This window comes from Variovorax paradoxus (assembly GCF_022009635.1).
Taxonomy (GTDB): Bacteria; Pseudomonadota; Gammaproteobacteria; order Burkholderiales; family Burkholderiaceae_C; genus Variovorax.
This window is the reverse complement of the sequence record NZ_CP091716.1, coordinates 3,800,237-3,812,960: the sequence shown is the minus strand read 5'-3', so window position 1 is coordinate 3,812,960 and position 12,724 is coordinate 3,800,237. Positions and strand designations below refer to the sequence as shown.

8 protein-coding genes are annotated in these 12,724 nt (G+C 68.2%); 6 read left to right on the top strand and 2 right to left on the bottom strand.

Features of this window, described 5'->3' with window-relative positions:
- Positions 1-57: 57 nt before the first annotated feature.
- Complete coding sequence (gene hrpA / locus L3V85_RS17730) at positions 58-3,843, bottom strand: ATP-dependent RNA helicase HrpA (protein ID WP_237680588.1); 3,786 nt, start codon at positions 3,841-3,843, stop codon at positions 58-60.
- A 430-nt stretch (positions 3,844-4,273) separates the two neighbouring features.
- On the opposite strand from hrpA, the gene L3V85_RS17725 reads away from it, so the two are divergent.
- From L3V85_RS17725 to L3V85_RS17710, 4 genes are all read left to right on the top strand, one after another.
- Positions 4,274-6,271: an AAA family ATPase gene (locus L3V85_RS17725; RefSeq protein ID WP_237680343.1), complete on the top strand. Its 1,998-nt coding sequence runs from the start codon at positions 4,274-4,276 to the stop codon at positions 6,269-6,271.
- Positions 6,272-6,333: 62 nt separating this feature from the next.
- Positions 6,334-7,680, top strand: a complete 1,347-nt coding sequence (gene argA / locus L3V85_RS17720) for an amino-acid N-acetyltransferase (protein WP_237680342.1) — start codon at positions 6,334-6,336, stop codon at positions 7,678-7,680.
- A 19-nt stretch (positions 7,681-7,699) separates the two neighbouring features.
- Entirely contained in the window at positions 7,700-8,338 is a 639-nt protein-coding gene (locus tag L3V85_RS17715) for a LysE family translocator (RefSeq protein ID WP_237680341.1), read from the top strand.
- 91 nt (positions 8,339-8,429) lie between these two features.
- On the top strand, positions 8,430-9,431 hold the full coding sequence (locus L3V85_RS17710) for a DUF3829 domain-containing protein (RefSeq protein WP_237680340.1): 1,002 nt from the start codon (positions 8,430-8,432) through the stop codon (positions 9,429-9,431).
- Positions 9,432-9,453: 22 nt separating this feature from the next.
- Here L3V85_RS17710 and L3V85_RS17705 read toward each other — a convergent pair whose 3' ends face one another.
- Positions 9,454-10,470 (bottom strand): zinc-dependent alcohol dehydrogenase family protein, encoded by a 1,017-nt coding sequence (locus L3V85_RS17705; protein ID WP_237680339.1) that lies wholly within the window; start codon positions 10,468-10,470, stop codon positions 9,454-9,456.
- A 105-nt stretch (positions 10,471-10,575) separates the two neighbouring features.
- Here L3V85_RS17705 and L3V85_RS17700 point away from each other — a divergent pair, with 105 nt between their 5' ends.
- Positions 10,576-11,454 carry a LysR family transcriptional regulator gene (locus L3V85_RS17700; RefSeq protein ID WP_237680338.1) on the top strand — a complete coding sequence of 293 codons (879 nt, stop codon included), beginning with the start codon at positions 10,576-10,578 and terminating at the stop codon, positions 11,452-11,454.
- A 31-nt stretch (positions 11,455-11,485) separates the two neighbouring features.
- Positions 11,486-12,706: a succinyldiaminopimelate transaminase gene (gene dapC, locus L3V85_RS17695; protein WP_237680337.1), complete on the top strand. Its 1,221-nt coding sequence runs from the start codon at positions 11,486-11,488 to the stop codon at positions 12,704-12,706.
- Positions 12,707-12,724: the final 18 nt, after the last annotated feature.

The following is a 12,724-nucleotide window of genomic DNA, read 5'->3' as shown; positions in this document are numbered from 1 at the left end:
GAACTGAAAAAGCCCGCGACCGCGGGCTTTTTTTCGTCCGTCGGGCGCCGCTGGCGATCAGGCCTGCAGCTGCGCCCAGGCCTTGTCCAGCCGCTTCACGCTCACCGGCTGGGGCGTGCGCAGTTCCTGCGCGAAAAAGCTCACCCGCAGCTCCTCCAGCAGCCAGCGGAATTCGAGCATGCGGTCGTCGACCACGCCCTTGCGCTCGGCCACCAGGCGCCAGTAGCGCTGGTCCTGCGGCTTCAGTTCCGCGAGCTTCGCGGCATCGCGCGCCGGGTCCGCGCGCAGCTTGTCAAGCCGCAGCACGATGGCCTTGAGGTAGCGCGCGAAGTGCTGCAGCTGCGTCCACGGCGCATCGGCAATGAAGCGCTTGCCGACCAGCCGCTGCAGTTGCTGCGCGGCGTCCTGCACCGCGTCGGGCTGGATCTTCGTGTCCTTGATCTTGCGCGCGGCGGCGGCGTATTCGATGAGGATGGTCGACGCGAGCCGAGCCACCTCGTTCGCGATCAAGGTGAGCCGGCCGCGGCCTTCGTCCAGCCGTTTCTTGAAAGCGAACTCGTCGGTCGGCAGCGGCTCCTGCAGGAATGCGCGGTCGATCGCCACGTCGATGATCTGCGTGCGCAGCTCTTCGGAGGTGCCGAGCGGCATGTAGGCCACGGACATCTTCTGCAGGTCGGGGATGTTCTTCTCGAGGTACTTGAGCGCGTCTTTCAGCTGCAGCGCGAACAGGCGGCGCAGGCCGGCGCGGTGCTTGGCGGCGGCCACGGCCGGCTCGTCGAACACCTCGATGGTCACGGCGTCGCCCTCGTCGCGCAGCGCCGGAAAGCCGATCAGCGACTGCGAGCCGCGCCGCACTTCCATCAGCTCGGGCAGCTCGCCGAAAGTCCAGCTCGTGTAGCGCTGGCCGGCCGGCAACGCCGCGGGCGCGGGCGCGCTGGAAGCCTTCGCGGGCGTCTTCGAGCCCTGATCCGACGAAGCCGCGTCCTTCTTCTCCGGCGACGCTTTCACGTTCAGCCCCGCCAGCGCCTGGAACGCGCCGCGCGCCTGCGCACCGAGTTCGGCCTTCAGCGCACCAAGGTTGCGCCCCATGCCCAGTTGCCGCCCGTGCTCGTCGATCACGCGCAGGTTCATGAACAGGTGCGGCGGCAGCATGTCGAGCTTGAAGTCGGCGCGCTTGACGTCGATGCTGGTCATGTCGCGCACGCGCTTGAGCAGCACGTCGGTCAGCGAGCCGGTGCCGAACAGCTCTGGCACCGACAGCTCCTCCGCCAGCTTGCCGGCGGACTCGGGCAGCGGCACCAGCCGCGAACGCGGGCGCTGCGGCAGGCTCTTGAGCAGCGCCTGGATCTTGTCCTTCAGCATGCCCGTCACCAGCCACTCGCAGCGCTCCTCGCTCACCTGGTTGAGCACGAACAGCGGAACGCTGACCGTGAGGCCGTCTTTCGCGTCGCCCGGCTCATGCAGGTAGCTGGCGGCGCAATCGACACCGCCGAGCCGCAGCGTCGGCGGGAACGACTGGGTCGTGATGCCCGCCGCCTGATGGCGCATCAGCTCGTCGCGCGTGAGGTACAGCAGGCGCGGCTGTTCTCTCGAGGCGTGGCGATACCAGTTCTCGAAGGTGATGCCGCTCGCCACGTCGGCGGGCAACTGCGCGTCGTAGAAGACGAAGATCAGCTCGTCGTCGACCAGCACGTCCTGCCGGCGCGACTTGTGCTCCAGCCCCTCGACCTCGCGCACCAGCTTGCGGTTGGCCGTGAGGAACGGGAACTTGCTTTCCCACTGCCCGCCGACCAGCGCCTCGCGAATGAAGATCTCGCGCGCCGCGACCGGATCGACCTTGGTGAAGTCGACGCGCCGGCCGCTGTAGACCACCAGGCCGTACAGCGTCGCGCGCTCCAGCGCCGAGACCTGCGCGCCCTTCTTCTCCCAGTGCGGGTCGAGCAGTTGCTTCTTCAGCAGATGCCCCGCCACCTGTTCGAGCCACTGCGGCTCGATGTTGGCGACGCCGCGCCCGAAGAGCCGCGTGGTCTCGACCAGCTCGGCCGCCACGATCCAGCGGCCCGGCTTCTTCTTCAGGTGCGCGCCCGGGTGCTTGTAGAACTTGATGCCACGCGCGCCTAGATACGCCTCGTCGTCCTCCAGCTTCCAGCCCACGTTGCCCAGCAGGCCGGCGAGCATCGACAGGTGCAGCGGCTCGTAGCCCGCGGGCTCGGCGTTGATGCGCCACTTGTGCTCGGTGACCACCGTGAGCAGCTGCGAATGGATGTCGCGCCATTCGCGCACACGGCGGATGTTGATGAAGTTCTGGCGCAGCAGCTGCTCGTACTGGCGGTTGCTGAGCTTGTGCGTATCGCCGTGGCCGCCGCGCGCGTCGGCGATCCATTTCCACAGGCGCAGGTAGCCGCTGAATTCGCTCTTCTCGTCGTCGAATTTCGAATGCGCCTGGTCGGCCTGCTGCTGCGCGTCCATCGGGCGGTCGCGCACGTCCTGCACGCTGAGGGCCGAGGCGATGATCAGCACTTCTTCGAGCGCACCGCGCGCGCGTGCTTCCAAAATCATGCGGCCCACGCGCGGGTCGAGCGGCAGCCGGGACAGCTCGGCGCCGGTGTGCGTGAGTTCGTTGGCGTCGTCGACCGCGCCGAGCTCGTTCAGCAGCTGGTAGCCGTCGGCAATCGCGCGCGGAGACGGCGCCTCCAGGAACGGAAAGCGCGCCACGTCGCCCAGGCGCAGCGACTTCATCCGCAGGATGACGCCGGCCAGCGAAGAACGCAGGATTTCCGGATCGGTGAAGCGCGGGCGGCCTTCGAAGTCTTTTTCGTCGTACAGGCGGATGCAGATGCCGTTCGCCACCCGCCCGCAGCGGCCCGCGCGCTGGTTGGCCGCGGCCTGGCTGATCGGCTCGACCAGCAGTTGCTCGACCTTGCTGCGGAAGCTGTAGCGCTTGACACGCGCCGTGCCGGTATCGATCACGTAACGGATGCCCGGCACCGTGAGCGAAGTCTCGGCCACGTTGGTGGCCAGCACGATGCGCCGGCCGTTGTGGCTTTCGAAGATGCGGTCCTGCTCCGGGCCCGACAGGCGAGCGAAAAGCGGCAGCACCTCGGCACTGCGGAACAGCGGTTGGTGGCTGACGTGGCGGCGCAGGTGGTCGGCGGCCTCGCGAATCTCGCGCTCGCCGGGCAGGAAGATCAGGATGTCGCCCGCGTTGTGCGGGTCGCGCCAGAGCTCGTCGACCGCATCGGCAATGGCGTCGTTCAGGTCGTGCTCGCGCGACTCCTCGAACGGACGGTAGCGCTGCTCCACCGGGAAGGTGCGGCCCGACACCATGATGGTCGGCGCCGGCCCCTTGGCGGAGGCGAAATGCTGGGCGAAGCGGTCGGCATCGATGGTGGCCGAGGTGACGATCACCTTCAGGTCGGGCCGGCGCGGAAGAATCTCGCGCAGGTAGCCCAGCAGGAAGTCGATGTTCAGCGAGCGCTCGTGCGCCTCGTCGATGATGAGCGTGTCGTAGGCCTTCAGCAGCGGATCGGTCTGCGTCTCGGCCAGCAGAATGCCGTCGGTCATCAGCTTGACCGAGGCATCGCGCGACAGGCGGTCCTGGAAGCGCACCTTGAAGCCGACCACGTCGCCCAGCGGCGTCTTCAGTTCCTCGGCGATGCGCTTGGCCACCGAGCTGGCGGCAATGCGTCGCGGCTGCGTGTGGCCGATGAGCCGGCCCTTGCCAGGTTCGGCGTTGAGCTTGCCGCGGCCCAGCGCGAGCGCGATCTTGGGCAGCTGCGTGGTCTTGCCCGAGCCCGTTTCGCCGCACACGATCACGACCTGGTGCGCCGAGATGGCGGCCATGATCTCGTCGCGCCTGCCCGAGACAGGAAGCGATTCGGGAAATTCGATGCGGAGGGGTGTCGTGGTCGTCAAGGGAAAACAGTCGTCGGGCCGGCGCGGCGGGCAAACCGCAGATTATCGGTGCGCACCGCGGCTGTTGCACGGCATCCACAGCACGCGGCTTCGCTGCGACGCGATCTGTAAATAGTCTTTACTCAATTGCAAACCGCCACTACGATCGCGTCCATGTCCTATCGCCTTGCCCCCACCACCTTGCGCCGTCGCCGCGCAAGCCATGCGCTCGCTGCGCATGGAAGGGGCAAGTTGCCTCGCCCGGCCTGAGGCCCGCGCCGCGTGTGCGCTCCGTACGCCGGAGCGCCGCAACCGACACCCAGAGCGTCCGGCCGCCGGCTTTGCGTATCTGTACCTGTTCGACAAGAAGAAAAACACCATGCCAAAAGACATCCGCTCCACCCTGCACGCCGAGCTTTCCGAGCGCTCGCGCCACCTGCAGACCGTTTCCGAAGCGCTCAAGACCGAGCTCTTCGGCATCGACGACATCATCGATCGCGTGATCGATTCGCTGCGCGCCTGGTACGTGCTGCCGCAGCTCATCAGCCGCCCCGTGGTGGTCTGCCTCTGGGGCCTTACCGGCACCGGCAAGACCCAACTGGTTCGCCGGCTCGCCCAGCACCTGGGCTTCTACGACCGCTTCATCGAAGTGCAGATGGACGGCTTCAGCCACGGCTCGGGCTATCACAGCCGCGGCTCCATCTCGGCCATGCTGGCCGAGTCGGGCATTGCCGAGGGCACGCCCGGCATCCTGGTGCTCGACGAGTTCCAGCGCTTTCGCACCGTCGACGGCAACGGCCACGACGCCAAGGTCGAGCGCTACCAGGACGTGTGGGCGCTGCTGTCCGACGGCCGCCTGCCGCCCGCGCTGTCGATGCTGGGCGAGATCGAATCGTCGCTCGCCCAGGCCGAATACGTGCAGGACCGCGACGGCACTGCCGCCGGCAAGAAGAAGGAAGACAAGAAGCGCAAGCTGCACCTGTCGCCCTGGGAAGCGCGCGAAGTGAAGCGCTGCCTCAAGCTCTCCGAGACCCTGCTGCAGATCATGGCCTGGAAGCCCGCCGAGGTGCACGCGCGCCTGCGCGCCTTCCGCGACACGCAGCAGAGCTGGGAAACCGACTACAGCAAGCTGCTGGTGTTCGTCTCGGGCAACCTCGACGAGATGTACGCCGAGACCGCCCGCCGCGTCGAAGACTGCGACACCGACGCCGACATCTTCCACGCGCTGACGAAGAAGCTCTCCGTCATCGACGTGAAGAAGGCGCTGGCCGAGCGCTTCCGCCCCGAGCAGATCGCGCGCCTGGGCAACAACCACGTGATCTACCCCTCGTTCAACCGCGCGACCTACGTGCGCCTGATCCTGTCGATCTGCGACCGCTACGTGGCCGAGATCCAGGAAAGCTCCGGCGTGCGCTTCGTGCTCGATGCGAGCGTGTACGAGCAGATCTACGCCAACGCCGTGTTCCCGGCGCAGGGCACGCGCCCGCTGTTCTCGTCGATCCACGCGATCCTGAGCGCCACGCTGGTCAACGCCGCGCTGTGGGCACTGGAGCGCGGCGCCAACGGCAGCGAGCCGGTATGGCTCGCGCTGGACGCGGGCGTCTCCTGCATCACCGCCAGGTACCGCAAGGCGCACCGTCAGTTTCCGGTGGCGCTGGAGCTGAACCGCCTGAAGCAGCGCTCGAGCGAGGACTTCCGCGCGCTGCTCGCGGTGCACGAGGCCGGTCACGGCGTGGCCTACGGCCTGCTGTTCGGCCGCGCGCCGCAGGAGATCAAGATCAACGTGGCCTCGTTCGAGGGCGGCTACAACAGCTACGAGCAGCGCAAGGCCTGGTCGAAGGAGAACCTGCGCGACCGCATCTGCGTGAGCCTGGCGGGCCGCGCCGCCGAGCTGCTGGTGTTCGGCGAGGCGGCCACCACCTCGGGCGCGGTGCAGGACTTCATCCAGGCCACCGCCTGCGCGGCTCAATACGTGCGCCACTTCGCCTTCGGCACGCGCCTGAGCCGCACCGACATCTCGAACGATCCGGAAGACAACCGCAACACCGACGTGGCGTCCACCGATCCCGAGATCGAGGCCCTGCTGGTGCAGGAGCATGCGCGCGCCGTTTCGCTGCTCGAAGCGCACGCGCCGGCGCTGATGGCGGTGGTCGACGCGCTGATGCGCGATGGCTCCATCGCGCCGGCCGAGCTCGCCGCCATGCTCGACCTGCCCGACCCGGCAGCGGGCAGCGCCGGCGCACCGACGGACGCCTATTCGGCCCTGCTCGCGAGCTTCCGCGCGCGCCATGCCGAGCTGCTGCCGCCATCGTCAGCGCATGTCGGTGGCGGCTCCATTCCGGCCAGCGCGGCCCGCGTGCTGCGCGCGATCGCCTGACAGTGCCCGGCACATTGCCCGAGTCAGGCAAACGCCCTTTCATGAATGCACAATCACGCCCCATGTCCACCGTCTTCAATTTCACCTTCGTGCCCTGGTTCCGCTCGGTCGCGCCTTACATCCACACGCATCGCGGTAAGACTTTCGTGGTCGGGCTCGCGGGCGAGGCGATCGCGGCGGGCAAACTGCAGAACATCGCGCAAGACCTGGCGCTGATCCAGAGCATGGGCGTCAAGATCGTGCTGGTGCACGGCTTCCGCCCGCAGGTCAACGAACAGCTCGCGGCCAAGGGCCACGAGGCGCGCTACTCCCACGGCATCCGCATCACCGACGAAGTGGCGCTCGACTCCGCGCAGGAAGCCGCCGGCCAGTTGCGCTACGAGATCGAGGCCGCCTTCAGCCAAGGCCTGCCCAACACGCCGATGGCCGGCTCGACGGTGCGCGTGATCTCCGGCAACTTCATCACCGCGCGCCCCGTGGGCGTGGTCGACGGCGTCGACTTCAAGCATTCGGGCCTGGTGCGCAAGGTGGACGCGGCGGGCATTCGCCGTACGCTGGACTTCGGCGCGATGGTGCTCATGTCGCCCTTCGGCTTCTCGCCGACCGGCGAGGCCTTCAACCTGACGATGGAAGAAGTGGCGACCAGCGTCGCCATTTCGCTGCAAGCCGACAAGCTGATCTTCCTCACGGAAATCCCGGGCATCCGCATGGACAGCGAGCTGCCCGAAAGCGAAGACAACCCCATCGACACCGAACTGCCGCTGGACGCCGCCGAAAAGCTGCTCGCCTCGCTGCCGCCGCCGCAGAAGCCGACGGACACGGCCTTCTACCTGCAGCACTGCGTGAAGGCCTGCAAGGCCGGCGTGGAGCGCAACCATATCCTGCCGTTCGCGCTCGACGGCTCGCTGCTGCTCGAGGTCTACGTGCACGACGGCGTCGGCACCATGGTGATCGACGAGAAGCTCGAGAGCCTGCGCGAAGCCACGGTGGACGACATCGGCGGCATCCTGCAGCTGATCGAACCCTTCGAGCGCGACGGCACGCTGGTCAAGCGCGACCGCAACGAGATCGAGCGCGACGTGGGCCACTACACGGTGATCGAGCACGACGGCGTGATCTTCGGCTGCGCGGCGCTCTACCCCTACCCCGAGGAGCGCACCGCCGAGATGGCCGCGCTCACGGTGTCGCCGCACACGCAGTCGCAGGGCGACGGCGAACGCATCCTCAAGCGCATCGAGCACCGCGCCAAGGCCATGGGCCTGGACAGCATCTTCGTGCTCACCACGCGCACCATGCACTGGTTCCTCAAGCGCGGCTTCCAGCAGGTCAACCCTGACTGGCTGCCCGAAGCCCGCAAGCGCAAGTACAACTGGGACCGCAAGAGCCAGGTGCTCGTCAAGAAAATCTGACACCAAGGAGACCCCCACGATGACGCTCGCCACCGCCCTGCTCTTCGCCATCGTCGCCTTCGCCGCCATCGCCACCCCCGGCCCCACGGTGCTGCTGGCGCTGAGCAACGGATCGCGGCACGGCGTGCGCCGCGCGCTGCCGGGCATGCTCGGTGCGGTGCTCTCCGACTTCGTGCTGGTCGGCGCCGTGGCGCTCGGGTTGGGCGCGCTGCTGGCCGCCTCGGAATTCTGGTTCTCGATGCTGAAGTGGGTCGGCGCGGTGTACCTGGCCTGGCTGGGCCTGCGCATGCTGCGCTCCAAGGGCGGCTTCCAGCTGCCGACCGCCGATGCCGCCGCGTCGGTGACGGCGGGCGAAAGCCGCCGGATCTTCTTCAAGTCCTTCCTGGTGGCGGTGACGAACCCGAAGGGCTACATCTTCTGCTCGGCGCTGCTGCCGCAGTTCATCGACCCCACGGCCGCGCAGGCGCCGCAGTACATCGTCATCGCGCTGATCTTCGCGGCGCTCGACATGGCGGTGATGCTGGCCTACGCCTTCGTCGGCGCCCGCGCGATCCGGCTTCTGACCGTGTCGGCCACCCGCTGGATCGACCGCGCCTGCGGCGGCATGCTGCTGGCGCTGGCCGGCTCGCTGGCCTTCTACCGGCGCAGCGCGGCCTGACCGCGCCCAACCATCCCCCATGTTCCCGCCGGGCCGGCCCTGCCGGCCCCGGCATGCCTGCGCGTTTCTTTTTTAACGGAGGAGAAGAAAGATGAAGTACTGGAACTGGACGACGACCCTTGGCGCCACGCTTTTCGCGGCCTCGGCATTGCTGGCCGGCTGCGGCGACAAGGCAGCCCCGCCCGCCAATGCCCCGCAAGCCAAGGCAGCGCCCGCCGACGCGGAACAGCAGCAGATCGAGAAATACAACATCTACGTCGACGTGTCGAACAACCTGCGCACGTCGTTCCAGCAGGCGCGCGAGGAATACATCGCGCAGCAGGTGCCGCTGCTGCAGGCCAAGGCGCCGCTGAGCAGCCTGCGTATCCAGAACGACATCCTGATCGACCGCTCGGCGAAGAAGCTCGACACCGCCGCCGCCATCGGCGCGCCGCTGCCCGAGATCGATGAATCGGCCAAGGCCTTTTCCGCCGCGCTCAAGCTGCTGTCGCCGCTGAGCCGCGAGCTGAACAACTACGCCAATTCCAAGGGCTACCTTGCCGACAACGGCGACAAGGCCCGCCAGATGAACACCGACTACCTGGCCGCGCTCACCACCGTCGCGCAGGCCGAGGCCGCGTTCGACAACGGCCTGAGCGCCCGCGACCGGGCCCTGACCAAGGAAGCCTTCGAGAAGGCCCCGAAGGACACCGCCGCCTACTACCGCGCCGGCCTGATCTACCACGGCAAGCTGAACCACAGCGACGCCAATGCGCTGTTCGAATCGCCCAACGACCCCAAGGCAGTGGCCGCCTTCGAGGCCTCGCTGGCGCTGGTAGCCCAGTCGGCCGAGGGCTGGAGCAGGAAGATCGGCGAGCAGACAGCCAAGAGCGGCAAGAGCTGCGACGGCGGCATGCTGCAGATCAACGAGTTCATCGGCCAGTCGCGCTCGATGCTCAAGGACGCCAAGGACGGCGTCTTCAAGCGCAAGGAGAGCGGCGCGATGGCCCGGCTGCCGGCGCACATGCGCAGCTCCAGCATCGTCAACTCGGCCAACCGCTACAACCAGAACTTCGCCAACATGATCGGCCAGTTCAACCACCCGCTCTGCTGAGGCGGCGCCTGCCGCTCCTCGTTCAGGCCGCGATGTCGACCACGACGCGGCCCCGCGCATTGCCGGCCTCCACGGCCTCCACGGCCTCATGGGCCGACGTGGCCTGCGACAGGCTGAACCGGCGCGCGTCCATCAGCGGCACGAGCTGCCCGGCCTCCGCTAGCCGGGTCGCGGCATCGAGGATCTCGCCGTGGTGCGCGCGGCCGCGGCCCGTGATCATCGGCAGCAGCGTGAACACGCCCGAATAGGTCGCGGCGCGAAAGGACAGCGGCGCCAGCCCGTGCGTGCCCCAGCCAAGGCAGCTGACCACATGCCCGCCGTAGCGGCGCGCGGCGACGAACGAGGCGTCGAGCACCGCGCCGCCGACCGTGTCGTACACCACGTCGAAACCTTCGCCGGCCGTGTGCTGCGCGACGTAGTCGTCGACCGAAGCCGTCGTGTAGTCGATCGGTGTCGCGCCGAAGCGCCGGATGGTTTCGGCCTGCGACGGGCCGCCGGTCGCGAACACCTTCGCGCCCAGCGAGCGCGCCAGTTGCACCGCCATGTGGCCGACGCCGCCCGCGCCGCCATGCACCAGCACTGTCTGGCCGGCCTGCGTGTTCGCCCGGTCCACCAGGCCTTCCCACGCGGTGATGAACACCAGCGGAATGCCCGCGGCCTCGCGCATGCTCAGGTTGTGCGGCTTGAACGCGATCAGGTCGGCATCGACCGCCACGTACTCCGCCAGCGTGCCCTGCAGCCCGCCGATGCCGCCGGCCATGCCGTAGACCTCGTCGCCGCGCCTGAACTTCGTCACGCCCGGGCCGACAGCCTCGACCACGCCCGCCAGGTCCATGCCGAGCACCGAGGGCAGCGGCTGTTGCGCATGGGCCGCCTGGCCGGCGCGGATCTTGGTGTCCAGCGGGTTCACGCCGCTGGCATGGATGCGCACCAGCACCTGGCCCTGTGCCGGCACGGGCCGCCCGAGTTCGGCGATGCGAAAAGGCTGGCCGGCGGCATCGAGGACGGCGGCACGCATGGTGGAAGAAGACGTTGTCATGGCTGGAATCCTTGGATTGGCTGATCGATGAATGAGCGATGGATCGATTGTTCGATCAACACAAATGCAAGTAAATCGACAGAAATGCAGCCTTATCATTCAAAAATGAATGAGAGCACCAAAGCCCCGATGGAATGGAGCGACATCCGCGTCTTCCTGGCCATCGCGCGCACCGGCACGCTGATGGCGGCCGCCCGGCAGACCGGCCTGTCGCAACCCACGATGGGCCGTCGGCTGAAAGCGCTGGAGGCCAGCCTGTCGCTCACGCTGTTCCAGCGCACCAGCGACGGCTTCGTGCTCACGGCCGAGGGCGAATCGGTGCTGGGCCATGCCGAGCGCATGGAAGAACAGGCACTGGCGTTCCAGCGTGAGCTGGCGGGCAGCGCGCAGCAGCAGCTCGAAGGCTCGCTGCGCGTGTCTTCCTCCGACTGGTTCGGCGTTCATGTGCTGTCGCCGGTGCTGGCGGGGTTTCTCAAACAGCACCCCGGCGTCGGCATCGAACTGCTGACCGATGCCCGCCTGCTGAACCTGGCACGCCGGGAGGCCGACCTCGTCTTTCGCATCCAGCCGTTCGACGAGCCCTACATCCTGCAGCGCAAGCTGATGCACATGGACTACGCGCTCTATGCCGCCGCCGGCCAGCCGCATCCGGTGGCGGGCGACGGCGAAGGCAGCGCGCTGGTCACGCTCGACAGCGCATACCGCGACTTCCCCGATGCGGTCTGGCTGCGCCGCATGCTGCCGAAAGCCCGCACCGCCTTCGGCAGCAACAACCGCGAGGCGCAGGCGCGGCTGTGCGCCGCCGGTGTCGGCCTTGCCGTGCTGCCCATTGCACTGGGCGCGCAAACGCCCGGACTGGAGCGCGTCGAGCTGGGCGAACCGCCGCCGGGGCGCGACGTGTGGCTCGGCTATCACCGCGACCTGCGGCGCCTCGCGCGGCTGCGCGCCCTGGTCGACGCGACCATAGAGGCACTGGCGTCATGAGGCGGCCACCCCGTCGCCGATAATCCCGGCCATGAATCCCTTGCTCTCCAGGTTGCAGCCCTATCCCTTCGAGCGGCTGAAGCAACTGTTCGCGGGCGTCACGCCCAACCCCGAGTTCCCCGCCATCAGCCTGGGCATCGGCGAACCCAAGCACGCCACGCCGGCCTTCATCAAGGAGGCGCTGAGCAACAGCCTGGGCGCGCTGGCCGCCTACCCGGCCACCGCCGGCGACCTGAAGCTGCGCACCGCCTTCACCGACTGGCTCCAGACCCGCTACAGCCTCGCGCTCGATCCGGCCACGCAGGTGCTGCCGGTCAACGGCTCGCGCGAGGCGCTGTTCTCGCTGGCCCAGACCGTGATCGACGCCACCGTGTCGCCGCAGCCGGTGGTGATCTCGCCCAATCCGTTCTATCAGATCTACGAGGGCGCGGCCCTGCTCTCGGGCGCCGAGCCGTACTACGCGCCGAGCATCCCCGCGCGCAATTTCGCGGTCGACTGGGACAGCGTGCCCGAAGCCGTCTGGGCCCGCACGCAGCTGGTGTTCGTGTGCTCGCCGGGCAACCCGACCGGCGCGGTGATGTCGCTCGACGAGTGGAAGAAGCTGTTCGCCCTGTCGGACCGCCACGGCTTCGTGATCGCGGCCGACGAGTGCTACAGCGAGATCTACTTCCGCGACGAGCCGCCGCTCAGCGGCCTCGAAGCCTCGGTGAAGCTGGGCCGGTCCGACTTCCGGAACCTGATCGCCCTGACCTCGCTTTCGAAGCGCAGCAACGTGCCCGGCCTGCGCAGCGGCTTCGTAGCCGGCGACGCGGCCATCATCAAGAAGTTTCTGCTCTACCGCACCTACCACGGCAGCGCCATGAGCGGCACCGTGGCCGCCGCCAGCATCGCGGCCTGGGGCGACGAGGCCCACGTGGTCGAGAACCGCGCCATGTACCGCGCCAAGTTCGCGGCCGTCACGCCGCTGCTGGAACCGGTGCTCGACGTGCGCCTGCCCGACGCCAGTTTCTACCTCTGGGCCGGGGTACCCGAAGTGTGGGCTGGCGACGACGAAGCCTTCGCCCGCGCGCTCTACGCTCAATACAATGTCACGGTTCTGCCGGGCAGCTATCTGGCGCGCGACACCAGCCACAGCGCCAACCCCGGCCGGGGCCGCATCCGCATGGCACTGGTGGCCGAGACGGCCGAGTGCGTCGAAGCCGCCCAGCGCATCGTCCGCTTCTGCCAGGACAACTCCGCCGGCCCCCGCTGACCCGCGCCCCGGCTTCCA